The following is a 24,364-nucleotide window of genomic DNA, read 5'->3' as shown; positions in this document are numbered from 1 at the left end:
GTAGATATGATGGAAGGCCGATGCAGGCGATGAATGGCATCTGGGGGCAACTTGCCGGTAACCTTGCATTTGTGTGCTTGGCGACTTCGATCTGGGCGCATGTGTCGATCTGGTTCCAGCGGCGGCTGGACGGATACGGAAAGTTCGTCTTCGGGGTCATGACCGGCGGGACGTCGATCGGTTCCATACTGCTCGCGGCCGAATTCACTCCCGGCATCTTTATCGATCTGCGCTTCTCGCCGCTCGCGCTCGCAGGCCTGTTTGGAGGGCCGGTCGCCGCGTTCATTGCCGCGTCGGTTGCCATCATTTTCCGTACCACGGTCGGCGGCGCCGGCGCCGTCGACGGTATCGCGGCAATCAGCGCTGTCGCCGGCCTTGGTCTGATCGCCCATTTCCTCGTCAGGAAGAGATCGCCAACGCTCCTCGACATCGTTCTCCTGACAGTGGCAACCGGCACCACGCTCGTTGTGTCGATGGCGGCCCTTCCCACGCTGTCGAAGGCCAACACGCTCATCATGGTCGGCCAGCCTATGGTGATGCTGAACTGTATTGCAATAGCCGCCTGCGGTCTCATCCTGTTGAAAACGCAGCACTTGGAACTGGAACGCAGCATATTGGTGACTGCATTTTCGCAATCGCCCGACTATCTGTACGTCAAGGATCGGGACAGCCGGTTCATCACCGTCAACGACAACATGGTCCGCCTTTTTCGGTTTCAGACGCCGGCGGAGATGTTCGGATTGACTGACTTCCATCTGATGAAACGGCCGCTCGCCGAGGAATTATATTACCGCGAACAGGAGGTCATGCGCACGGAAGTGCCGCTTATCGATTCCGTCGAACATATCGGCGACAGGTATATGCTGGCCTCCAAGGTCCCCCTCCGGGACAGGGAAGGACGTGTCATCGGGCTTGCCGGCGTTACACGCGACATCACCGAACGCACTGCGCTCGAACGGGAACTGCGCGAAAGCAAGAACTTGCTGTCGCACGCCATGGCCGGCATGTCCGACGGCTTTGCAATGTTCGACAAAAGGGGCTTCCTTCTCTTTTGCAACAAGCAGTATCGCGACGCCTTCCCGCTGTCTGCGGATGCCCGCGTCGTCGGCGCGCATATCCGCGATATCCTGCGCCGCTCGATCGCGACCTGCGAGCGGCTGGATCTGCCCAGTGACGAAACGGACAGCTGGGTCGCGATGGTCAGCGCCACCTTGCATTCCAACAAGGACGAAGAGGTCGAGCTTTACAACGGGGACTGGCGCAGCATCAGGACGAGGCTCGCCGAAGACGGGACCGCGATGGTCGTCGTCTCGGACATCACCGCGATGAAACAGGCGGAAAAGGCACTCAGGCTGTCGGCCGAGCAATTGAAGAGCCTGGCCGAGACGGACGGGCTGACCGGCCTCGTCAATCGCCGGGCCTTCGACGAGGCTTTTGCGCGCGAGGCGGCACGAAGCGTGAGAACCAACATACCGCTCAGTCTGCTGATGATCGATATCGACCGGTTCAAGGCCTATAACGACACCTATGGACATCCGGCGGGGGACCAATGCCTGCAGCTCGTCACCAAGTGCCTGCTGCATGCGACAAAACGGTCGACGGATATCGTTGCCCGATATGGCGGCGAGGAATTCGTGGTCCTGCTACCGGACACCGATGAGGCAGGCGCGCTCGTCGTTGCCGAGCAGTTCGCCCTCCAACTGAATGAAAGGAACATCACCCATTCCCAGAGTGAATTCGGAAGGGTGACCGCGAGCATCGGTATATCTTCCGCGCAAGGGCGCGTCTTGCAGGCAGAGACGGGCCTCCTGCTGTCGATCGCGGATGCCGCGCTCTACGACGCCAAGGCGCAAGGCCGCAATCGCATTCTCCATCGCCAGCCGCCCGGCGACCTGGCTCCGTTGAAAAAGCTGGCCGACGATGGGTTGACGGGCGGCATCGCGAAAAAAAATATGGTGCCCCATGCCGGAGTACTGGAAGCGAGTAAAATCAGCGGCCTAGCCTAATGTGGGACAAGCGAGCATTGTGCCAAAACACTATGTTTTTTTCCTGCGATGTCCCACATTATCTTGCCTCGGCGAAGTATCGCCTTTCCTTTTCTAGACACGGGGCGCATCCTGCGGCCCGTCAAAGGGCACAATTGGGGCGACGGCAAACCTTGCGCACGCGAAGGAGTGACCAGTGATGCCTCCTGATACCGCACCACATGAATATTATTGGATCTCAATGTATTTCTCGCCCGACCACGATTTTGTTGGCTACGAAGGCGAGCGAATGATCGGCAGAGTGACACTCGAGGGACGACTGGAAACCGAAGGAGCGTGGAGGTGGTCAAATGTCGGCGGGCCCGACACCAACCAATTTGACGTGCAACAGGGCTATGCGGCGTCTAAGGAACTTGCTGTAACGGCGGTCGAACGTCGTGATCAAGAAATGATGGACGGCCGTATCAGCGGGTGAGCGCGTGCAGACTTGCCGGTGTCGCAATCGAGGCCTACATTGGTTTCAGGTAGTTCCCTAGCGCCGTTGACCACGGATGTACTGGCAGCGGCGCGAGGCGACAACGAAAGGTCGGGGTAGCCCGGCCTTTTCTATTTGAGGCTCACAAAGGCCGTTTCTACCCCATTTAGACGATGCCCCTAATCCTTGACTGTCACGTGCGCTATGAGACGCTACCGACCTCTCGGTCGTGGTGAGTTGGGGCAGCAATCCATGAATCTTTCTAAGTATGCAAAGGTTTGCTTCTTTGCTTCTTTGACGTTGCTTTCGGCCAATCGAGCGGTCGCATTCAATTGGGGGTTTGTAAGAGTTCCGGACTGGATGGACCCATATCTCGCTTTGTTTTTTATTGCCGCTTTATTCGGTTGTTTAGTGCTGCAGGTGATAAAGCCGTGCGGGGTGCGTGTGAATCAGCTCCATCGGGTGAAAACTTCTCCCCTCGTGAACTTCGTTCGCGTCCTCTTTATCACCATATATTCGATGTTCATCATTATGCTGTTTGTAGGCATGGCCCTGCGTCGGCACGCATAATTCTTATCCAATTAGGGCCTCATGGGTACCCCACAGACGCGCGTTAGGTTTGGCGGCCGTCCGGGGCGGCTGTGCCGCTGATCGCGCCCCTAGCCCAAACGTCGGTTTACACCCGAAAAGCGAACCGCAGGCGCATGGCTGAGAACGGAATCGGCAAGCTCGTGCCGGAACAAAATAGCACTGAAACTGTCCCGCCTGTTCAGGGGGTGGATAAAAGTGGGACAAAAAAAGGCGAAAAAAGCCTAGGAAAAACAAGCCTGAAATGCATGGTTGGTGCCCCATGCCGGAATCGAACCAGCACTCCTTTCGGAACTCGATTTTGAGTCGAGCGCGTCTACCAGTTCCGCCAATGGGGCACGGATACCTGTGAGGTAGCAAAAAGCGTGTACACGATGCGTTTCGGGCCGGTCAACCGGGATTTTGACGATCGGGCCGGCGGGAATCACAAAACTGTGCGCTTCGCACCTGCAGCACATCATTTACAGCACCGGCAATCCTGCCTAAAAGGCTTCGAGATTAACTGGAACGCCCGCATGCTTCGCAGCCTTTACGACTGGACAATGTCGCTCGCCGCCCGGAAATCCGCTGAAGTCTGGCTGGCGGTCATTGCTTTCGTCGAGAGTTCCATCTTCCTCGTTCCCGCCGATGTCCTGTTCCTTCCGATGGCACTGGCCCGGCCGGAGCGCGCCTGGCGCTATGCTCTCGTTGCAACGGCGGCATCGGTGCTCGGCGGCATCGCCGGCTGGTATATCGGCCATTACGCCTTCGAGACGCTGGCCAAGCCCATCCTGCATTTCTACGGCAAGCTGGACGCCTTCGAGCAGTTGAAGGCGTCGGTCGGCTACGAGACGCTCGTGCTGCTTTTGGTGACCTCCGGCCTTGCGCATCTGCCGCCGATCAAGGTGGTGACCATCCTTTCCGGCGCCGCCAATATCAATCTCGGCCTTTTCATCATCTCGGCGATCATCGCCCGCGGCGCACGCTTCTTCGTGCTCGCCTGGCTGTTGCGCCGCTACGGCGAGGAAATCCGCCATTTCATCGAAAAGCGGCTGGGCATGCTGGCCGCGGCCGTTGCCGGCCTGCTGATCGCCATGTTTGCGGCCTATCGTTTCCTTGCCTGATACGCCTGATGGAGCCTTGTCTTGAGCGATAGCCTGACCCAGCCTTCCAGGGGCCTTTCTCCCTCCATCGTCGCCACGCTCGGCATGGCGGCCACGGTCGGCGGCGCGCTCGCCTTCGAGCATATCGGCGGCTATATCCCCTGCGCGCTTTGCCTGATGCAACGCACGCCCTATTACTGGGGCATCCCGATCGGCATCCTCGCCATCGTCACCTCCGTAGTGAAACTGCCGGTCTGGCTGACACGATCGCTGCTCGCGATCGTCGGCATCCTGATGCTGGTCGGCGCCGGGCTTGGGGTCTATCACGCCGGAGTCGAGTGGCATTTCTGGGAAGGCCCTGCGACCTGCGCAACCTCGGCATCGGGCGTATCGACCAACGTCGGCGATCTGCTCGGCGATCTCGACAGCAAGCACGGCCCCTCCTGCACGGATGCGGCGCTGCGCGTTCTCGGGCTTTCCTTTGCGGGATGGAACGTCATCGCCAGCCTGATCCTGGCCGCCATTGCACTGCGGGGCGCGGCAAAGGCATAAACCCGCGTCGGCGGCGGTTTACGCCGCTGCTCTTCCAATGAATGTCCGTGGCAATGTCCGTGGCGAACGGCCATCAGGGCTGCAGTTCAACATCCCAGTAGAGATAGTCCATCCAGCTGTCATGCAGATGGTTCGGCGGAAACAGCCGGCCGTTGTTGTGCAGGTCCTGCACCGTCGGGTGGAACGGCTTCTGGTGCGGGAACATGCCCGCCTGGCGCGGCAGCTTGCCGCCCTTGCGCAGATTGCAGGGCGAACAGGCGGCAACGACGTTTTCCCAGGTGGTCTGGCCGCCGCAGCAGCGTGGGATCACGTGGTCGAAGGTCAGGTCATCCGGCGAGCCGCAATACTGGCACTCGAACCGGTCACGCAGGAACACGTTGAACCGGGTGAAGGCCGGATGGCGCGACGGCTGCACATAGCTTTTCAGGCAGACGACGCTCGGCAGGCGCATGGTGAAGCTTGGGGAAGAAACCTGGTGGTCGTATTCTGCGAGGATATGCACACGGTCCAGGAAAACCGCCTTGATCGCGTCCTGCCAGGACCAGAGCGACAAGGGGTAGTAACTCAGCGGCCTATAGTCAGCGTTCAGCACGAGCGCTGGAAGGCCGTGTGGTGAGACTGCAATCGTCAAGCCAGTATACTCCTGCTCGATTCGGCACCTGCACCTTCTATATTAGGCGCGTTGCGTCAGGATTGTGAAGCCAAAAGGAAAAAGGAAACAAAAGATTCGCTTTTTACCTTACGGCGCCACTGGCAGGCCGTCCCGGCGCATCTCGGTGGCATAATACGCCCAAAAAAGCCGGGCGGCGACACTGCGCCACGGAGCCCAGAGTTCCGTCAGCGAATCAAGCTCCCGCGCCGAGGGCCGGACCTCCAGCGTCAGCGCATGGCCGACGGCGTTCTGCAGTGCCACGTCGCCGACAGGAAAGACGTCGGGATGACCGGCGCAGAACAACAGATAGACTTCCGCCGTCCAGCGGCCGACGCCCTTGATCGACGTCATTTCGCGGATGGCGGCGTTGCCTTCGATTGCGCAGATCGCCTCCAGATCGAGTTCCCCACGGGTCACTGCCGTCGCCACGGCGCGCAAGGCCTCGGCCTTGGCGCGCGATAGCCCGAGTTCTCGGCAATCCTCGTCGGAGGCGGCAAGAACGGCCGCAGCCGAGATGTCGCCCAGTTTCTCTTCCATGCGCCGCCAGATCGCTGCGGCGCTGGCCTTCGAGACCATCTGCGAGACGATGATATTGGCGATGCCGCGATAACCGGGATCGGCGCGGCGCAAAGGCACCGGTCCGGCCTTGGCAACCACCGGCTCCAGCCGCGCATCGAGCATCACCAGCCCGTGCAACCCGGCGGCGATATCCTCATGCGTGCGGATGATCCGCATCTCCATCCTCCAACGCAAAGCGGCGTTCATGCAATTTGCCACCGCAACAGGAATGAAACGAATGGCCCGGCGCGTTCTTCCATGGCAAGAAGGAAACATGAACGCGCTATTGCCAAAACAACCGGTCTTTCGATTCGCGCCGAGCCCCAACGGCCAGCTTCACCTCGGTCACGCATTGTCGGCCATTCTCAACCATGACATGGCGAAGGCGACGGACGGACGCTTCCTGCTGCGGATCGAGGATATCGATACTACCCGCTGCACGCCGGAATTCGAAGTCGGGATTTATAACGATCTCGGCTGGCTCGGATTGTCATGGGAAACACCGGTCCGCCGGCAATCCGAGCATCTCGATCTGTACCGGCAGGCACTCGGCCGATTGATCGACCGGGACCTGGTCTATCCCGCGTTTCTGACACGGGGTGCGATCAAGACTGCGGTTGCCGCGTTCGAAGCGAAGGGCAAGGCCTGGCCGCGCGATCCGGATGGGGCACCGCTCTATCCCGGCGAGGAGCGGAAGCTATCAGCCGCCGGCCGCCAGAGGATGCTTGCCGGGGGCAAACCGCATGCCTGGCGGCTCGACATGGACAAGGCGATCGCGGAACTGGGCGCGCCGCTGACATGGCAGGAAACCGGCGCGGGGGCGAACGGTGAAACGGGACAGATCGCCGCCGATCCGGCCGCCTGGGGCGATGTCGTCCTGTCGCGCTCGGATGCGCCCTCGAGCTACCATCTCGCGGTGACGCTGGACGATGCGCTGCAGGGGGTGACGCATGTGGTGCGCGGACACGATCTCTATCATGCGACCTCGGTGCATCGGCTGCTGCAGCGGCTGCTCGACCTTCCCGAGCCCGTCTACCATCACCACCGCCTCATCCCCGGACCGGACGGGCGCAAGCTGTCGAAGAGCAACAAGGACACGGGGATTGCAGCTTTGCGTGACGCCGGAAGGACGCCGGACGATGTTCGGGCGATGATACTATAGGATATTTTCCGGGTGGTTCTCTGCCTGCTGGCCGTCTACATCCTTGGCGCCCCTGAAGCTGCGGATGAGCATGCGCTTAACCTTGTATTTCATGATCGCCGCATTGATCTCCGCGCCAATGATGAAGATGGCGCCGACGATGTAGAGGAAGACCAGGGCGATCATGATCGAGGCGAGCCCGGCATAGGTCGAGACATAATTGGCAAAAGTGGCAAGGTAGGAGGCGAAGATGTAGGCGCCGATCGACCAGGCAATCAGCGTCAGGATAATGCCCGGCAGCACGTCGAGGATTTTCCGGTGTCCATCCGGCAGCCACAGATGGCTGACGATCAGCCCCACCGCCAGCATGACGAAGACGCCGGCAAGGCTCCAGCTGTCGAGCAGAACGAGAAGATTGTTGAACCACGGCAGATAGGTTCCGGCATAGCCGACGGCGAGCGGCACGGCCACCAGCAGGATGCTGACGATCGCCAGCACCAGCACCCCGGCCAGCACAAAACCGAGGCTCGCCACGCGCGTCTTGTACCAGGGCCTGCTTTCGGCGACGCGATAGGCGCGGTTGAGCGATACACGCAGCGCCTCGACGCCGTTCGATGCGAAATATGCGGCGGCAAGCACCGATACGGTCAGAAGTCCGCCACGCGGAATGGTCAGCACCCGAACCACCTCGTCGGAGATCGGCTTGGCGATCGATGCGGGCCAGGTATCGAAGATGAAATGCACGGCGGTGGTGGCAAACTGGTCTGCGCCGAGAAAGCTGCCGAGCGCCGTGCCGAAGATCAGGAAGGGAAAGATCGCCAACAGGGTGGAAAGCGCGACATGGCTTGCCATCGCCCAGCCATCATCCTCGCTGAAATGCCAGACCGCATCGAAAATGACCTTCCAGGCTATGCGAATGAAGGCCGGCATTCTCTCTCCAACTGCTTCAGCGGTTCTGTGCGATTGTAACCCGTTCCTGAATATGGGAAACCGGGCGGTAATTTCTACAGGATTTGACCAGAATGACCGACCGTCCCACGATAATCGTCACCGGCTGTTCTTCCGGCATCGGTGCCTGGTGCGCGCGGGCACTCGCCAGGGACGGCTGGCGGGTGTTTGCGACCGTCCGGCGGGCGGAGGATCTCAGGCCCCTGGAAAACGACGGTATCGAAGCCTTCCTTATGGATTATACCAAAACGGACACCATATATTCTCTTGTGGAACAGGTGTTTGCCCGCACGGGCGGCAGGCTGGACGCGCTGTTCAACAACGGCGCCTATGGTCAGGCAGGCGCAGTCGAGGACCTACCGGTGGAAGCTCTTCGCCTACAATTGGAAACCAATGTCATCGGCTGGCACGATCTGACGCGGCAGGTCATCCCGGCCATGCGGGCGCAGGGTCACGGTCGCATCGTACAATGCTCCTCCATTCTCGGCATCGTGCCGTACAGGTGGCGAGGCGCCTACAATGCATCGAAATTCGCGCTCGAAGGCCTGACGCTGACGATGCGCATGGAACTTGCCGGAAGCGGCATCGAGGTGAGCCTGATCGAGCCCGGGCCGATCACATCCCGCTTCACCGCCAATGCGATCGCCTATGTCGAGCGTTTCATCGACCTGAAGGGCTCGGTCCATGCCAGGGAATATGAACGGCAGATGCGGCGGCTGAAGGGCGAGAGCGCACCCGCCAAGGGCAAGCTCGGGCCAGACGCAGTCTATGCTGTGCTGAAACGCGCATTGACCGCAAAGAAGCCAAAGCCGCATTACATCGTGACGCAGCCGGCCAAACAGGGCGCGCTTCTGAAGAAGCTGCTTCCGGCCGGTCTGTTTTATCGCATCATCGGCCGACTCGGCTGACGCAAAGACGAGGGTATTCACATGAACAGTTTTATGACCGGTTTGACGCTGCTCGTCATGGGCCTCGTCGCTGTCGTCCTCATCCGCGGCCTTATAAACATGATGAGAGGCGGCGACGGCAACACCTCCAACAAGCTGATGCAGGCCCGCGTGCTCCTGCAGGCGGCCGCGATCGTTCTGATCATGCTGACGCTGTTGTTCACCGGCGGCGGTCGCTGACCCATGGTGCGACTCAACAAGATCTACACGAGGACCGGCGACGACGGCATGACGGGGCTCACCACCGGGCCGCGCCGGCTGAAGAGCGACCTGCGCGTTGAGGCTTATGGCACCATCGACGAGGCCAATTCCTTCATCGGCCTGGCGCGCCAGCATACCGCCGAGTTCGCGGCGCTCGATGCGATGCTGATGCGCATCCAGAATGACCTCTTCGACCTCGGCGCCGATCTCTCTGCACCGGATACGGGCGAGACGCTGCCTTACGAACCGCTGCGCATCATCGCAGCACAGGTCACCCGGCTCGAAACCGAGATCGACGCGTTGAATGCCGACCTCGACCCGTTGCGCTCCTTTGTGCTGCCCGGCGGCAGCGGCGCAGCGGCAGCGCTGCATATTGCCCGCACGGTCGCGCGGCGGGCCGAACGGCAAATGGTCGAACTGGCGCGGATGGAAGGCGAGGCTGTCAGTCATGAAGCGCTCGCCTATGTCAACCGTCTCTCCGATTTCCTCTTCGTCGCGGCGCGCTGGACGAACGGCAAAGGCCAGTCGGATGTGCTTTGGGTTCCGGGAAAAAACCGGTAGTCTCGCCACGCTACCACGCTTTCAGGGGATCTCATGTTCATACCGCTGCACGACGCGAATTCCCTGAAACACATCAAGGTCCAATATGTCACCATCAGCCTGATCATCATCAATGTGATCGTCTGGCTGTTCACCGGGCCGCTGCTGGTGCCGGAGACCTTTTCCAACGCGACCGCCCTTAGCCTCGGCTACATTCCCGCCATCGCCTTCGACTATGCGCAACTGACGCCCGATCTCGTGCTGGTGCCGGATGAGGCCACCTACATCACCTATGCGTTCCTGCACGGCGATTTCTGGCATCTGGCCGGCAACATGCTGTTCCTCTGGGTGTTCGGCGACAATGTCGAGGACGCGCTGGGGCATGTCCGCTACCTGATCTTCTATCTCCTGTGCGCCGCCGCCGGCGCCCTGACGCACGGGCTCGTCGATACCGCCTCCGAAACGCCGCTGATTGGCGCGTCCGGTGCGATCTCCGGCGTGGTCGCCGCCTATTTCCTCCTGCATCCAAAAGTTCGCGTCTGGGTGCTGGTGCTCTTTCGCATCCCGCTTCCCCTTCCTGCCTTCATTCCGCTTGCGTTCTGGATCGGACAGCAGTTCTTCATGCTCGTGGCCGATCCCGAGAGCGGCGTTTCCTGGGGCGCGCATGTCGGCGGCATCATTGCCGGGCTGGTGCTGGTTGTCATTTTGCGACGCCGGGACGTACCCTTGTTCGATCGCACGATCGTCACGCCGCGCGCCGTCCGGCATGTGGAGGCAACGCCGGTCATCCTATCTCCCGTTGGCGCCGAAAACACGAGAAAGCCCACTCCTTGGGGAAGACCGTCATGATCCAGCGTGGGAAGGTCGGCACTTGGCAGAATATTCCTATTAAAAACAGTTAATTAGAACCATGGCGGAGCTGCCGGGTTGAACGTTGGCCGCAAAAGCGCATAAACCGACTGCGATTTGATATTGACGCGCACGTAAACGTAAGTATTTTTCCTGTCGCAATCTTCTGGCCGCCGGAGGCGGCAAAGATTGTAATTGGAGAAAAAACGCGTATCGATGTCGCCAACCGACAATCAGGCATCTGCGTTAAAGCGCATTTTCTCGGCAAACGTCTTGTAAGGAAGGACACTATGAAAATCCTTGTCACCGTAAAGCGGGTGGTCGACTACAACGTGAAGATCCGGGTGAAGCCGGATGGTTCCGGTGTCGAGCTTGCCAATGTGAAGATGTCGATGAACCCGTTCGACGAGATTTCGGTCGAGGAGGCGCTGCGGCTGAAGGAAGGCGGCAAGGCGTCGGAAGTGGTAGTCGTCTCCGTCGGCCCGGCCAAGGCCGAAGAGACACTGCGCACGGCGCTTGCCATGGGCGCCGACCGGGCGATCCTGGTCGAGACCGACGATCAGGTCGAGCCGCTCGCCGTCGCCAAGATCATCAAGGGCGTTGCGCAAGCCGAGCAGCCGGGCCTGATCATCGTCGGCAAACAGGCGATCGACGACGATTCGAACCAGACCGGCCAGATGCTGTCGGCCCTCTTGGGCTGGGCACAGGGCACCTTTGCCTCCAAGGTCGAGATCGGTGACGGCAAGGCTCAGGTGACCCGCGAAGTCGACGGCGGCCTGCAGACCATCGAGATCAAGCTGCCGGCGGTGGTCACCACCGACCTGCGCCTCAACGAGCCACGCTACGCCTCGCTGCCGAACATCATGAAGGCGAAGAAGAAGCCGCTCGACAAAAAGACGCCTGCCGATTTCGGCGTCGATACGACAGCCCGCCTCAAGGTCTTGAAGACCGAGGAGCCGGGGGGTCGCAAGGCCGGCATCAAGGTAAAGTCCGTTGCCGAGTTGGTCGACAAGCTCAAGAACGAAGCCGGCGTCCTCTAAAGTCCAGAAAAGGAGACTAACACCATGGCCATTCTTCTTCTGGCTGACCACGACAACGCAACCCTGTCCGACCAGACCGCCAAGGCGCTGACGGCGGCCGCCAAGATCGGTGGCGACGTGCATGTGCTGGTGGCCGGCAAGGGCTCACAAGCCGCGGCCGACGCAGCCGCCAAGCTGTCCGGCGTGTCCAAGGTGCTGCTCGCCGAAAGCGACGACCTTGCCAACAACCTCGCCGAGCCGCTCGCCGCCCTGATCGTGTCGCTGGCCGGTGCTTATGACACGATCCTTTCGGCCGCGACCTCGGTCGGCAAGAACGTTCTGCCGCGCGTTGCCGCCCTCCTGGACATCGCCCAGATCTCGGAGATCACCGAGGTGATCTCGGCCGATACCTTCAAGCGGCCGATCTATGCCGGCAACGCCATCCAGACGGTGCAGACCACTGAAGCGAAGAAGGTGATCACCGTGCGCACCGCCTCCTTCGCCGCTGCCGCGGAGGGTGGTTCGGCACCGGTGGAAACCGTTGCCGCCGCCGCCAATCCGGGCGTGTCTAGCTTCGTCAAGGATGCGCTGTCCTCCTCCGACCGGCCGGAACTGACCTCGGCGAAGGTCATCATCTCCGGCGGCCGGGCGCTCGGCTCGGCCGAAAAGTTCCAGCAGGTGATCCTGCCGGTCGCCGACAAGCTCGGTGCCGCCGTCGGCGCAAGCCGTGCCGCCGTCGATGCCGGTTATGCCCCGAACGACTGGCAGGTCGGCCAGACCGGCAAGGTGGTCGCGCCTGAGCTCTACATCGCCTGCGGCATCTCCGGCGCCATCCAGCATCTCGCCGGCATGAAGGACTCGAAAGTCATCGTCGCCATCAACAAGGACGAGGAAGCGCCGATCTTCCAGGTCGCCGATTACGGCCTCGTCGGCGATCTGTTCGATATCCTGCCGGAACTCGAAAAGGCGCTCTGAGTTCCTGCAAAAACATCATGAACGGCCGTGCCAGCCGGCGCGGCCGTCTTTCGTTTTTGCAGGCTACGCGAATGTCCGGTCTCCGGTTGCTCCGGCCGTGAATAAAGGCTGGAAAATTGGGCGCGATGCCTTTATCACTTGCAGCCGGAACGCTCTCCTGAAGCGGTTCATTGCTCTTTGCTTGAAACGGAAGCGCGTCCGCCCTTTCGTACTGATGATGGAAAATCGGCTCGATGATCAAGAATGTCGGAATTGTTGGCGCTGGACAGATGGGCTGCGGCATTGCCCAGGTATCGGCTGCGGCCGGTTACAAGGTGCACATCTACGACATCGCCGCCGATCGCGTCGAAGCCGGGCTTGCAACCATCAACGGCAACATGGCCCGGCAGGTTTCCTCCGGCAAGCTGACCGACGAGGAACGCAAGAAGGCACTGTCGCTGATCAAGGGATCCGCAGACATCAACGACCTCAGCCAAGCCGATCTCGTCATCGAGGCCGCGACCGAGAACGAGAGCATCAAGCGCAAGATCTATGGCCAGGTCTGTCCGGTCCTCAAGGCCGATGCTATTCTCGCCACCAATACCTCCTCGCTGTCGATCACCCGGCTTGCGTCCGCGACCGACCGGCCGGAACGCTTCATGGGCATCCACTTCATGAACCCGGTACCGGTGATGAAGCTGGTCGAGCTGGTGCGCGGCATTGCGACCGGGGAAGAAACCTTTACGACCGCCAAGCAGTTCGTCACGGCGCTCGACAAGACGATCACCGTTGCGGAAGACTTCCCGGCCTTCATCGTCAACCGCATTCTCCTGCCGATGATCAACGAGGCGATCTACACGCTCTATGAAGGTGTCGGCAGCGTTGACGCCATCGATACGGCGATGAGGCTCGGCGCCAATCATCCGATGGGGCCGCTGCAGCTTGCCGATTTCATCGGCCTCGATACCTGCCTTTCGATCATGCAGGTTCTGCATGACGGCCTGGCGGATTCCAAATACCGTCCCTGCCCGCTTCTGGTCAAATATGTCGAGGCCGGCTGGCTCGGCCGCAAATCCGGCCGCGGCTTCTATGATTATCGCGGTGATACGCCGGTTCCGACACGCTAAGTGGTGCCGCAAGGCTAAATCAGCGGTAGAAACTTCAACCGATCTTAACCTGTTTCGCCCACCGTCCTGCCTCAGCAACGGTTCGGGCCATGACAGCGCAACGCAAATTACGATTCGCAGCTTTCGTGCTGTGTTTTACCGGCCTCTTCGTCGGTGGCCTTTCTTTTGCCCATACGGTTTTCATCGCATCCTGGAACGACAAGCAGTTGCGTCAGCTCACGAGCGACACCCTCGCGCGCACGGAACTGGCGATCGATTCCGCCGTCATGAAAATGAGCGACGTCATCGTCAACCGCGGCACAACCTGTGCCTCAGTCGATCGAATGGCGATGACAAAAGCGTTCTACGGCTCCAGCATCATGAAGAACATGCGGCTGGAAACGAAAGGCGGCGCCTGCTGGAGTTACGAGGAAAAGAACCGGGCGCTCGAACAATCGATCGCGACGGCGCGGCACAATCGTACGAAGAGCCCCGGCTATTCGCTCTTGGCTATTGGTTTCCCGGGCTGGAAGGGACTGGGGGTGCGCTGGCAATACGGGCCGGACGAAAACATCCTTGAAGTTCTTGCGACCAGCGGGCTGCTCTTTGCAGTCCTGCCGGTCGACTTGCGCGCCAGCGCGCTGATGGACCTCACCTTGTCGGACGGAACGTCATTCGCGAGCTATAGTCCGGTAAGAAAATGGTACACCGATGACATCAAATTCACCACTTTCGAGGAGAAATCGGTCCATTATCCCATCGGGATCAGCCTGAAGGTCGATTCCGCCACCCTTGCGCAATGGAACCAGTCGCTGTCGCCGCAGACGATCGCGATCGCCGTCGCCCTCGGCCTCGGCTTCGGCGTCCTTGCAGCGCGCGGCATGTTCCGCCGCACCTCCATCCTCGACGAACTCGACGTAGCTTTGACCAATGGCGAGATCAAGCCGTATTTCCAGCCGATTTTCGACCTTGAAAGCCGAAAACTTCTGGGTTTCGAAATGCTGGCGCGCTGGATCAAGCCCGACGGCGCGGTGATCCCGCCGCTGGCCTTCATTCCATTGGCCGAAAGCAATGGCCGAATCGACAGGCTTACGACCGAACTGCTGAGGCATGCCGGAGCGCAACTCGGCGAGCTGCTGCAGACGCAGAGCCATCTCAAACTGAGTTTCAACGTGACGCCGGATCAATATCTGACGGAGGGTTTCGTCTCCAATCTCGCCGCGCAGGCCGCACGGTTCAGGCTGCCGCTGCGATCGCTTGTTGTCGAAGTGACGGAACGACAGGTCATCTCCGACAAGGGGCGCGCAGCCATGGTGACGGGCAAGCTCATCGCCGCCGGCATGCGGGTTGCCATCGATGATGCGGGAACCGGCCACAACGGTCTGTCAGCAATCCATGCGCTCGGCGCCAACTATCTGAAGATCGACAAGTTCTTCATCGATGGCATTGCCCTCGATCGCAAGTCGTCGGAGCTGGTCGAAATGCTGGCCGCAATCGCGGAGAAATTCGGCATGACCGTTGTCGCCGAAGGCGTCGAGACGGAGGAGCAGATTGCTGCCCTGCTGCAACTCGGAATCCGCGAGGGGCAAGGGTATGTCTATTCCAAGCCGGTGCCCGCAACAACGATCCTCGCCATGGCGGCAAAGGAGGCCGGCGCGCGCGAACAGGCGGATGGACGCCGTTCGCTGTTAGCGAGCGCCTGAAGGCATCGCTGCGACAGCGGCCTTCACCAGCGCCCTGGCGTCGTCGCTGTCCCAGGCGGCTGGCCCGTTCATCGAGGAGATCAGGCAACCCTTTTCATCCGTCAGCAGCGTGACCGGCAGGCCGAAGGCGAGACCTTCCTTTTTCAGCGCATTGAACACGCCCATGGAGGCATCCCGGTAGTAGCCGAGATCATGCACGCCGATTTCTTTCAGAAAGGCCTTCGGCTTTTCGTCGCCGCCGATATCGATGTTGACGGCCACCACTGCAAACTTGTTGCTGCCCGCAGCCTTCTGCAGCGCGTTCAACGCCGGCATCTCCTCGCGGCAGGGCACGCACCAAGTGGCCCAGAGATTGAGGAGAACGGTCTTGCCGGTAAAATCGGCAAGCGTCAGGTCCTTGCCGTCCTTGTCCTTGAAGCTCAATCCGGCAAGCGGGCGTGGCTCGCTGACCGGCGCCATGGCGGCGACCTGGCCTTTCAGGAACGGCGTGATCGCCGCGACCCTACCTTTTGCCGCTTCGCAAGCCTTTGCATCTGCGGTTTCCACCGCCGCACCATTGCCAGACCCGCTTTCCCTGACGTATACCGCTGCCGCACCGGCGATCAGCCCGAAAAGGGCAGCGATCACCACAAGTCTGGCGGCAGGAAGGCGTTTTTGTCGGTCTGTCACTTTATTTTCCAAAACGGGTCATTCTCCAGGGCGGGCATCTTCATGGGCGACGGCACTTCCGAAACCAAAAGCTCCAACCAGATGTGGGGCGGGCGCTTCGCGCAAGGGCCTGCAGCAATCATGGAGGAGATAAATGCCTCGATCGGCTTCGACAAGAAGCTTTTTGCCCAGGATATCCGCGGCTCAATAGCGCATGCGACCATGCTTGCGCATCAAGACATCATTTCCGCCGAGGATAAAGACAAGATCGTTCACGGCTTGAGCACGATCCTGTCAGAGATCGAGAGCGGCCAGTTCGAATTCTCCCGCCGGCTCGAAGACATCCATATGAACGTCGAGGCGAGGCTTGCCACGCTGATCGGCCCGGCTGCCGGACGTCTGCACACAGCCCGTTCGCGCAACGACCAGGTGGCGCTCGATTTCCGCCTCTGGGTGAAGGAAGAACTACAGAAGACGGAGAAGATGCTGACGGCGCTGATCTCCGCCTTCCTTGACCGCGCCGAAGAACATGCCGAGACGGTGATGCCCGGCTTCACCCATCTGCAGACCGCCCAACCCGTCACCTTCGGCCATCACTGCATGGCCTATGTCGAGATGTTCGGCCGCGACCGCTCGCGCGTGCGCCACGCCATCGAGCACATGGACGAAAGCCCGATCGGCGCGGCGGCCCTTGCCGGCACCGGCTTTCCGATCGACCGCCACATGACGGCAAAGGCGCTCGGCTTCCGCGAGCCGACGCGCAATTCGATCGACACCGTCTCCGACCGCGATTTCGCACTGGAATTCCTGGCGATCGCCTCGATCTGCGCCACCCATCTGTCACGGCTGGCGGAAGAGATCGTCATCTGGTCGACGCCGCAATTCGGCTTCGTGCGCCTGTCCGACGCCTTCTCCACCGGCTCCTCGATCATGCCGCAGAAGAAGAACCCGGACGCAGCCGAGCTGGTGCGCGCCAAGACCGGACGCATCAACGGTTCGCTCATCGCTCTTTTGACGGTGATGAAGGGCCTGCCGCTCGCCTATTCCAAGGATATGCAGGAAGACAAGGAACAGGTCTTCGACTCGGCCGAAAGCCTGGAGCTCGCCATCGCCGCCATGACCGGCATGGTCCGCGACATGACCATTCGCGCGGACCGGATGAAGGCCGCCGCCGGTTCGGGCTATTCCACCGCGACCGACCTTGCCGACTGGCTGGTGCGTGAAGCCGGCTTGCCCTTCCGCGACGCCCATCATGTCACCGGCCGGGCGGTGGCGCTGGCCGAGCAGAAGGGTTGCGAGCTTGCCGAGTTGTCACTCGAAGAGCTGCAGGCGATCCATGCTGATATCACCGACAAAGTCTTCGACGTGCTGACAGTCGAGGCTTCGGTTGCCAGCCGCACCTCCTTTGGCGGCACGGCACCGAGCGAAGTGAGGAAGCAGATCGCCTGGTGGCGGGCGCGGAACTGAGGTCAAGATTCAGGGTGCACAAGGCCTTGAAAACTCGATATGAGTTTTGACGAATCTTGCAAGAAGGGCGTCACTGCCCCGGACCGGGAAGCATCCATGCTCTTACGAAAAACCACCATTCTGCTTGCAGCTCTCGCCATCGCGGGGCTGACCCTGTCCGGTTGTGGCCGCAAGGGTGATCTCGACCGTCCGGGCTCGACCGCGCCGATCAACACCAAAGCGGCGCCAGGCACCGTAGAAAAGAAGGATGAGGTGCAAGACAAGCGCTTTCTCCTTGATCCTCTCCTTTAACAGGGCACTCCGTTGAACCATTTCGAATATCGCGACGGCATCCTCTTTGCGGAAGACGTCTCTCTCATCGACATCGCCAAGGCGGTCGGCACGCCGTTCTATTGCTACTCCACCGCAACGCTCGAGCGGCACTATTCGGTCTTCTCCAAGGCATTCGCCGATATCGACGCGATGGTCTGCTATGCGATGAAGGCCAATTCCAACCAAGCTGTGCTGAAGACGCTCGGACGGCTGGGCGCCGGTGTCGATGTGGTTTCGGGCGGCGAACTGCGCCGGGCCTTGGCGGCCGGCATTCCGGCAAGCCGCATCATGTTCTCCGGCGTCGGCAAGACGGCGGCAGAAATGGACCTGGCGCTCGAGGCCGGCATCTACTGCTTCAACGTCGAATCCGAGCCGGAACTCGAAATCCTGAACACCCGCGCCGTCAGGCTCGGAAAGCAGGCGCATGTCTCCTTCCGCATCAATCCGGATGTCGATGCAAAGACGCATGCCAAGATCTCGACCGGCAAGAAGGAAAACAAGTTCGGCATCTCGTGGGAGCGCGCGCGTGCCGTCTACGCCCATGCTGCGACCCTGCCCGGCATCAAGGTCACCGGCATCGACATGCATATCGGCAGCCAGATCACCGAGCTGCAGCCGTTTGAGGATGCCTTCAAGCTTTTGCGCGAGCTGGTCGATACGCTACGCGCCGACGGCCATGCGATCGATCACGTTGATGTCGGCGGCGGGCTTGGCGTGCCCTACAAGGAAGACAACAATCCGCCTCCCCTACCCGACGCCTATGCCAACATCGTCAAGGACCAGCTGCGCGGCCTCAACTGCAAGATCGTCGCCGAGCCGGGCCGACTGATCGTCGGCAATGCCGGCATTCTGGTGACCGAGGTCATCTACGTGAAGGATGGCGGCGAAAAGACCTTCGTCATCGTCGATGGCGCCATGAACGACCTGATCCGCCCGACGCTCTACGAGGCCTATCATGAAATCCGGCCGGTGCGGATTTCCGCTGCCAACGCCCCGCGCATCAAGGCCGACGTGGTCGGCCCGGTCTGCGAGACCGGCGACTATCTGGCGCTTGATCGCGAAATGGCGATGCCGAAGCCGGGTGATCTCATCGCCGTCGGTACCGCCGGTGCCTATGGCGCGGTACAGGCCGGCACCTATAACAGCCGCCTCCTGGTGCCCGAAGTGCTGGTCAACGGCGACCGTTTCCATGTAGTTCGTCCCCGCACCAGCTACGAGGATCTGATCGGGCTCGACTCCGTGCCGAACTGGCTCGACTGACGCCAGACCGCCGCTCCGCAGCCGGCCGTTGTTGATAGCGGCCGCGGCGACCGCGGAAATCGATCACGATTGCGTTGGCGCCCTCGTCTTCGCCACAAAGAGTGTTATCCTTCGCGGCACGTTTCGAACGCTGAAAGGGAACGGATGACGAAAATCCGCCGGGATGGCTCGACGGGGACAGCAGGCTTGATGAGAAGCCTGGCGGTCAAGCGGGCGCTTGCCCGCATCGTTCTCGTTGCCGAACGGGCAGCACCCCGCGCCCTGCCTCTGGCCGCGATCGTCCTTCTCTTCCTTTCCGCCGCATGGTTCGGCCTCTTCCGCGTTGCGCCCGGCTGGCTGCACGCCACAGTCCTTTTTGGCTTTGCCGCCGCCTTTGTTATCCTGCTCATTCCGCTGATGCGCCTTCGCATTCCCGGCAATAGCGACGCGGACCGGATGCTGGAGGAGCGCAACAACCTCGCGCACCAGGCGATCCGCGTGCAGGACGACCAGCCGGCCACCAGCGGTGCCGCCGGACAGGCGCTGTGGCTGGAACACCAGGCACGCATGGCGCAAACGATCAAAGCGCTGGAAACCGGGCTGCCGCGGCCTGACATTGCCCGCAGCGACAACTACGGCCTGCGCGCCCTTCCCGTGCTGATCGCCTGTGTCGCTTTTGCCTATTCCTATTCGAACCGGGCAGGCCTGATTTCCGATGCCTTTCACCCGCCACAACAGGTCGAGGCAAAGCCGGATGTGCGCATCGATGCCTGGGTGACGCCGCCCGCCTATACCGGCCGTGCGCCGGTCTTCCTCACCGGCCACCAGGACAGCGAAACGGCGTCAGGCCGCACCGAGCCACTTCGCATCCCGCAGTTCAGCGAGCTGACCGTGCGCATCACCAGCGGCGGCGGCACCACGCCGGTGACCTACCACGAAGACGGCGCGGCCGAGCCGCTGGTCATGGCGGCGCAGGACGTCAAGCCGACCGAAGTGCAGAAAGCCGCCGAAACTGTTGCCGCGGATCCGGCCAAACCCGGCAGCGAAACCCATCTTCTGAAGATCACCAAGGACGGTACGCTTGCCGTCGGTGACGAAGCATGGGCCTTCACGGTGATCCCCGACAGCGTGCCGGATATCGCCTTCGACGGCATTCCCCGTCCCACGGTGAACGCGGCGCTGGAAATCGGCTTTGCCGCCAGGGACGACTACGGCATTCAGGATGCCTGGGCCGAGATCAAGCCGCTGGACAAGCCAGAGGCCGGCGCCCATCCGCTTTACCCGCTGCCGGAATATCGCCTGGATCTGCCCAAGCGCAATGCGCGCGAGGCCAAGGGGCTGACGAGCCGCAATCTCAGCGAACATCCGCTCTCCGGAAAGCGCGTCCGCGTCACCCTTGTTGCCCGGGATGCGGCTGGTCAGGAAGGCCGCAGCGTGCCGCAGGACATGATCCTGCCTGCCCGCCAATTCTTCGAGCCGCTGGCCGGCGCTGTCGCCGAACAACGCCAGGTCTTCTCGCTTGACGCCAACCAGCTGCCGCGTTCGATCGACCTCAACGACGCGCTGATGATCCGGCCGGACGAGACAATCCCGAACCTAACCCATTTCCTGCTCTTGCAATCGGCGCGCACGCGCATGGCCCTGGTGCGCAACGACGACTTGGCCCGTGATGCCGCCAGCCATCTCTGGGAGATCGCGCTCGGCATCGAGGACGGCGACATGGCGCTGGCCGACAAGCGGCTGCGCGATGCCCAGCAGAAGCTGTCCGAAGCCCTGGAGCGCAATGCATCCGACGAGGAAATCGCCAAGCTGATGCAGGAACTGCGCGAGGCGATGCAGGACTATATGGAGGCACTTGCCAGACAGGCCGCCAAGAATCCGCGCATGGCTGCCAATCCCGACCAGAACAACGTGCTGCGCCAGCAGGATCTGGAAAAAATGATGAACCAGATCGAGAACCTCGCCAAATCCGGCGCCAAGGATCAGGCACGCCAGCTGCTGTCGGAAATGCAGCGCATGATGAACAATCTCCAGGCGGGCCGCATGCAGCAACAGCAGGGTGAGGCGAACAGCCAGATGCGCGAGCAGATGGACAAGCTCGGCCAGCTGATGCAGCAACAGCAACAGCTGATGGACGAGACCTTCAAGTTTGACCAGGCGTTGCGTGACCGCATGCAGCGCGGCGATCCGCTCGATGGCGAAGATCAGGAGCTCTTTAATCAGGATATGCCGCAGGAGCCCGGCCAGCAGTCCGACGAGAACGCTGAGCCAGGTCCGCTCGACAACATGACAGCCGAGGAGCTGAAGCAAGCCCTGAAGAATCTGCAGGCACAACAGGAACAGCTCGGCAAACAACTTGGCGAGTTGCAAAAGGGTCTCGAGAGCATGGGCATCAAGCCCGGCAAGGGTTTCGGCGAGGCCGGCCGCGAGATGAAGGGCGCAGCAAACGCGCTCGGCAAAGGAGAGGGCGAACAGGCCGTCGGCAGTCAGGGACGCGCGCTGCAGGCCTTGCGCGAGGGCGCGCAGGACATGATGCAGCAGATGCAGAGCCAGGGTCAGGGCCCGGGGGGGCAGGGCATTCCGCAATACGGCCAGAACGGCCGCGACCCGCTCGGCCGCCGGCAGCAGAATGCCGGACCGGATTTCGGCGACCAGGTCAAGGTGCCCGACGAGATCGATACCCAGCGTGCGCGCGAAATCCTGGAAGAAATCCGCCGCCGTCTCGGCACGAATTCCTCGCCGGAGACAGAGCGGCAATATTTGGAACGGCTGCTCGATATTCGCTGAGCATTTCAAGATCAACCCGAAACGCCTGAGCCCGATGAATGCGCGCTGAGGATGTTCTCGTCCACCGAGAGAGACGAAGGTCAACGTGCCAGCCGTGCGGAGAGAAGGAGCCGCGGGTCTGGACCAGCTGAGCGCCGCCAGTCGAAAACCGCGGCATGTGCAAATTCCGCCATACCGCGCCTTTTTCTCGCAAACGCTGATAATGTCTGAATTTTCGGGGAGTAACCATAGCGTTACGCATTTGTACCATAGTCTTTACCGTGGTTTGCCGGTGGAGGAGGACAAACATGCCGGAATCCGGTATCGGGCAGCGCAATTCCGCGGTTCTGGCTGGCATATTGGTGCTTGCCGCCCTGTTTCGTCTCCACGATGTTCAACAGCCGCTGATCGATGCGTTTAGCTGGCGCCAAGCCAGTACGGCCATGATGGCCGATAATTTCCTGACACGTAGCTGGAACATCTTCTTTCCGGAGGTCAGCTGGACCGGTCCGGGGCCTGCCTATCAGGGGCGCGAACTGCAAATCATCTCCTATATCACCGCCCTGCTCTACACGCTTTTCGGCTGGCATGACTGGCTGGGGCGCCTGGTTGCTATCGCCTTCGGCCTCTGGGGCGTCTTTGCCCTGCACCGGTTGCTCGATCGCCTGTGGGACACGATGCACGCGCATGCCGGTGCCGTTCTGCTCGCGATCATGCCCGGTGCGGTTTTCATCGACCAGTCGTTTCTTCCCGACCCGGCGATGCTGTCGCTGGTCATCACCGGCGCCTGGCTATATGTCGTCTATCTGCAGGAAGACCGCCACGGTCTTCTGGTGCTCTCGGGCATGATCACGACATTGGGCGTGCTGGCGAAACTGCCCGGCATCGCCGTGGTCGCTCCAATGACCTATGCGACATTTGCCATACTGCAGGTCAGAGGCAGGCTCAACCCGCGCCGCGCCCTGCAGATCATGCCGGTCGCTCTGATCGCCGGCGCGCTGATCCTCGGCTACTACCGATGGGCGCTCTATGTGGGCACGAACTATCCGCCTTATCATGTCGCCGGCAGCGGCTATCTATGGGATGACGGGCTGTCGAAATTCTTCAGTCAGGCCTTTTACTTTCCCGCCGCATGGAAGATCGCCAGCAACTGGCTCTTTACCCTGCCCGTCGTGATACTCGCCGGCATAGCGCTGCTGGCCGCGCCGCCGGGCATGGCCGATCCGGCGCGCCACAGGGCCGCCCCTTGGTTTTTCCATGTGTGGCTCGCCGGCGCTCTTCTGGTCTATTTCTTCGCCGCGCGCGAGATCAAAACCAATCCATGGAACTTCCATATTTTCAGCGTGCCGATGGCCGCATTGGCGGGCCGGGGGCTTGTCCTGTTGACCGCCATGGACGGTGGTCTCCTCTCGGGCTCCCGAGCACGCTGGCTGCGATTGGCCGCCATCGTGGGCGTGGTGATTGTCGGCGGCAGCATTCCCGGGCTCCGGCTCATGAAAACCCCCTACGCCCAATCCGGCCATGAGCTTGGTGTACAGTTGAGTTCTCTCAGCAAGCCGGGCGACCTGGTGATTGCAGTATCAGCCACCATCGGCGATCCGATTGCGATCTATTACAGCAGGCGCCGGGGCTGGGTTTTCCCGCCAGGCGGCGGGATGAACGACTGGTCGGTGCTTCCCGATGACGGTGAAGCGATCGACATGCTGGAGACGCTGCGGGCGAAAAACGCGGCCTGGTTCGGTATCGCGAAAAATGCACGCGATTCAAAGGGGCGCAAGCTTCTCGAATACAACCCGGGCCTTGTTGCACATCTCGACAAGACGGCCGAGCGTGTCATCGATGACGACACCGTGCTGATTTACCGGCTCGCGCCGCCAATGGCGTCTTATCGGGGAAGCCGCATGAAAAGAGTTGCCGGCCCCGCGCAGTCATCTTCTAACGCTGAACCAGCAACCCAAGGGTTTTAGGGTCAAAGCGCCAGTCCGGTGAGCCGTATCCCAAGGGCCAGCGGTAAGGTTCCTTGTCATTGAAGAACAGGATCCTCTCCAGCAGCGGGAACTGCGCCTTATATTCCGGCGAATTGAAAATCTCCGCGTACCAGCCTTGCTTGTAGGTCTTACTCCCGGAAACGCCGAGCTCCGCTATCATGGATAGTCAGTTGAAATTCCAGCGGGGCACGCAACGGGAGGTGCGGCCGAAACCGCTCGGCGAGCAGATATACGGACCCCGGCCATAGGCGATCAAACGCGTCTGCCCCTTCAAACCCGAAACATATTCAGCGCTTTTCACGGAAGCGATTTTTGCCCGCTTCTCACTGACCTCCGCGGCTGCCGCACCCGGAACAGCGCCCTCCTTGGGAGCTTGATACGCAGCGGCAGAGACCACGTCGAGGGATGCCCGCTCTGACGAACACGATGCGAGCAAGGAAACGAGACCGATTGCGATCACGCACGAAATGCCACGAAATTTCGCCCTTACAGACGCCTCATTTGCCTCAACGCTTTTCGAATGCATCCTTGCCCCACGACTGATCGATGCCTGTCTCGAATCTCAGTATTTCATCATATCGTTAACAATCGCTTTATTAGAACTTCTTCAAATAAACGATCGATTAACAGAGTGAAGAAATTTC

Annotated in this window: 22 protein-coding genes, 1 tRNA gene and 1 pseudogene; 19 read left to right on the top strand and 5 right to left on the bottom strand. The window is 61.0% G+C overall.

Annotation, left to right across the window (positions count from 1 at the left end):
* Positions 1-29 precede the first annotated feature (29 nt).
* The 3 genes and pseudogenes from ACSQ2W_RS11700 to ACSQ2W_RS11690 form a co-directional block, all read left to right on the top strand.
* Positions 30-1,883: pseudogene (locus ACSQ2W_RS11700) on the top strand (diguanylate cyclase); the annotation flags it as partial.
* 301 nt (positions 1,884-2,184) lie between these two features.
* The gene (locus tag ACSQ2W_RS11695; RefSeq protein ID WP_436086384.1) at positions 2,185-2,460 is read left to right on the top strand and encodes a hypothetical protein; all 276 of its coding nucleotides are present in this window, start codon (positions 2,185-2,187) and stop codon (positions 2,458-2,460) included.
* 252 nt (positions 2,461-2,712) lie between these two features.
* Positions 2,713-3,030, top strand: coding sequence for a hypothetical protein (locus ACSQ2W_RS11690; RefSeq protein ID WP_436086383.1), 318 nt, complete (start codon positions 2,713-2,715; stop codon positions 3,028-3,030).
* Positions 3,031-3,301: 271 nt separating this feature from the next.
* On the opposite strand, the gene ACSQ2W_RS11685 is transcribed toward ACSQ2W_RS11690, so the two are convergent.
* Positions 3,302-3,386, bottom strand: a tRNA-Leu gene (locus ACSQ2W_RS11685).
* 177 nt (positions 3,387-3,563) lie between these two features.
* On the opposite strand from ACSQ2W_RS11685, the gene ACSQ2W_RS11680 reads away from it, so the two are divergent.
* Together ACSQ2W_RS11680 and ACSQ2W_RS11675 are read left to right on the top strand one after the other, a co-directional pair.
* Positions 3,564-4,151, top strand: coding sequence for a YqaA family protein (locus ACSQ2W_RS11680; protein WP_436086382.1), 588 nt, complete (start codon positions 3,564-3,566; stop codon positions 4,149-4,151).
* A 21-nt stretch (positions 4,152-4,172) separates the two neighbouring features.
* A complete protein-coding gene (locus tag ACSQ2W_RS11675) occupies positions 4,173-4,682 on the top strand; it encodes a disulfide bond formation protein B (protein WP_436086381.1) in 510 nt (169 codons plus the stop codon).
* 73 nt (positions 4,683-4,755) lie between these two features.
* On the opposite strand, the gene ACSQ2W_RS11670 is transcribed toward ACSQ2W_RS11675, so the two are convergent.
* Positions 4,756-5,313, bottom strand: coding sequence for an HNH endonuclease (locus ACSQ2W_RS11670; RefSeq protein ID WP_018327092.1), 558 nt, complete (start codon positions 5,311-5,313; stop codon positions 4,756-4,758).
* A gap of 108 nt (positions 5,314-5,421) precedes the next feature.
* Positions 5,422-6,069, bottom strand: a complete 648-nt coding sequence (locus ACSQ2W_RS11665; protein WP_436086380.1) for a DNA-3-methyladenine glycosylase family protein — start codon at positions 6,067-6,069, stop codon at positions 5,422-5,424.
* A gap of 97 nt (positions 6,070-6,166) precedes the next feature.
* On the opposite strand from ACSQ2W_RS11665, the gene gluQRS reads away from it, so the two are divergent.
* On the top strand, positions 6,167-7,054 hold the full coding sequence (gene gluQRS, locus ACSQ2W_RS11660) for a tRNA glutamyl-Q(34) synthetase GluQRS (protein WP_436086379.1): 888 nt from the start codon (positions 6,167-6,169) through the stop codon (positions 7,052-7,054).
* On the opposite strand, the gene ACSQ2W_RS11655 is transcribed toward gluQRS, so the two are convergent.
* A complete protein-coding gene (locus ACSQ2W_RS11655; protein ID WP_436086378.1) occupies positions 7,049-7,963 on the bottom strand; it encodes a YihY/virulence factor BrkB family protein in 915 nt (304 codons plus the stop codon). The genes gluQRS and ACSQ2W_RS11655 overlap by 6 nt on opposite strands.
* A 92-nt stretch (positions 7,964-8,055) precedes the next feature.
* On the opposite strand from ACSQ2W_RS11655, the gene ACSQ2W_RS11650 reads away from it, so the two are divergent.
* From ACSQ2W_RS11650 to ACSQ2W_RS11615, 8 genes are all read left to right on the top strand, one after another.
* Positions 8,056-8,889, top strand: a complete 834-nt coding sequence (locus ACSQ2W_RS11650; RefSeq protein ID WP_436086377.1) for an SDR family oxidoreductase — start codon at positions 8,056-8,058, stop codon at positions 8,887-8,889.
* Positions 8,890-8,910: 21 nt separating this feature from the next.
* The gene (locus ACSQ2W_RS11645) at positions 8,911-9,108 is read left to right on the top strand and encodes a twin transmembrane helix small protein (RefSeq protein ID WP_436086376.1); all 198 of its coding nucleotides are present in this window, start codon (positions 8,911-8,913) and stop codon (positions 9,106-9,108) included.
* Positions 9,109-9,111: 3 nt separating this feature from the next.
* On the top strand, positions 9,112-9,690 hold the full coding sequence (locus ACSQ2W_RS11640) for a cob(I)yrinic acid a,c-diamide adenosyltransferase (RefSeq protein WP_436086375.1): 579 nt from the start codon (positions 9,112-9,114) through the stop codon (positions 9,688-9,690).
* A 33-nt stretch (positions 9,691-9,723) separates the two neighbouring features.
* Positions 9,724-10,518, top strand: coding sequence for a rhomboid family intramembrane serine protease (locus ACSQ2W_RS11635; RefSeq protein WP_436086374.1), 795 nt, complete (start codon positions 9,724-9,726; stop codon positions 10,516-10,518).
* A gap of 290 nt (positions 10,519-10,808) precedes the next feature.
* Positions 10,809-11,558, top strand: a complete 750-nt coding sequence (locus ACSQ2W_RS11630; RefSeq protein WP_436086373.1) for an electron transfer flavoprotein subunit beta/FixA family protein — start codon at positions 10,809-10,811, stop codon at positions 11,556-11,558.
* Positions 11,559-11,582: 24 nt separating this feature from the next.
* Positions 11,583-12,512, top strand: a complete 930-nt coding sequence (locus tag ACSQ2W_RS11625; protein WP_436086372.1) for an electron transfer flavoprotein subunit alpha/FixB family protein — start codon at positions 11,583-11,585, stop codon at positions 12,510-12,512.
* A 233-nt stretch (positions 12,513-12,745) separates the two neighbouring features.
* Entirely contained in the window at positions 12,746-13,618 is an 873-nt protein-coding gene (locus tag ACSQ2W_RS11620; RefSeq protein ID WP_436086371.1) for a 3-hydroxybutyryl-CoA dehydrogenase, read from the top strand.
* 89 nt (positions 13,619-13,707) lie between these two features.
* Entirely contained in the window at positions 13,708-15,300 is a 1,593-nt protein-coding gene (locus ACSQ2W_RS11615; protein WP_436086370.1) for an EAL domain-containing protein, read from the top strand.
* Here the strand turns inward: ACSQ2W_RS11615 and tlpA are convergent.
* The gene (gene tlpA / locus ACSQ2W_RS11610; RefSeq protein WP_436086369.1) at positions 15,286-15,969 is read right to left on the bottom strand and encodes a thiol:disulfide interchange protein TlpA; all 684 of its coding nucleotides are present in this window, start codon (positions 15,967-15,969) and stop codon (positions 15,286-15,288) included. The genes ACSQ2W_RS11615 and tlpA overlap by 15 nt on opposite strands.
* 42 nt (positions 15,970-16,011) lie before the next feature.
* On the opposite strand from tlpA, the gene argH reads away from it, so the two are divergent.
* From argH to ACSQ2W_RS11585, 5 genes are all read left to right on the top strand, one after another.
* Positions 16,012-17,415 carry an argininosuccinate lyase gene (gene argH / locus ACSQ2W_RS11605; RefSeq protein WP_436086368.1) on the top strand — a complete coding sequence of 468 codons (1,404 nt, stop codon included), beginning with the start codon at positions 16,012-16,014 and terminating at the stop codon, positions 17,413-17,415.
* A gap of 96 nt (positions 17,416-17,511) precedes the next feature.
* Positions 17,512-17,706 (top strand): LPS translocon maturation chaperone LptM, encoded by a 195-nt coding sequence (gene lptM, locus ACSQ2W_RS11600; protein WP_436086367.1) that lies wholly within the window; start codon positions 17,512-17,514, stop codon positions 17,704-17,706.
* A gap of 12 nt (positions 17,707-17,718) precedes the next feature.
* The gene (gene lysA, locus ACSQ2W_RS11595) at positions 17,719-18,987 is read left to right on the top strand and encodes a diaminopimelate decarboxylase (RefSeq protein WP_436086366.1); all 1,269 of its coding nucleotides are present in this window, start codon (positions 17,719-17,721) and stop codon (positions 18,985-18,987) included.
* 144 nt (positions 18,988-19,131) lie between these two features.
* Entirely contained in the window at positions 19,132-21,753 is a 2,622-nt protein-coding gene (locus tag ACSQ2W_RS11590) for a TIGR02302 family protein (RefSeq protein WP_436086365.1), read from the top strand.
* A 341-nt stretch (positions 21,754-22,094) separates the two neighbouring features.
* Positions 22,095-23,699 carry an ArnT family glycosyltransferase gene (locus ACSQ2W_RS11585; protein WP_436086364.1) on the top strand — a complete coding sequence of 535 codons (1,605 nt, stop codon included), beginning with the start codon at positions 22,095-22,097 and terminating at the stop codon, positions 23,697-23,699.
* Positions 23,700-24,364: the final 665 nt, after the last annotated feature.

Origin of the sequence: Pararhizobium sp. LjRoot255, assembly GCF_964252905.1 — a bacterium.
Classification (GTDB): domain Bacteria; phylum Pseudomonadota; class Alphaproteobacteria; order Rhizobiales; family Rhizobiaceae; genus Pararhizobium.
Note: the sequence above shows the minus strand (reverse complement) of the source record. Positions and strands in the feature narration are given on the sequence as shown.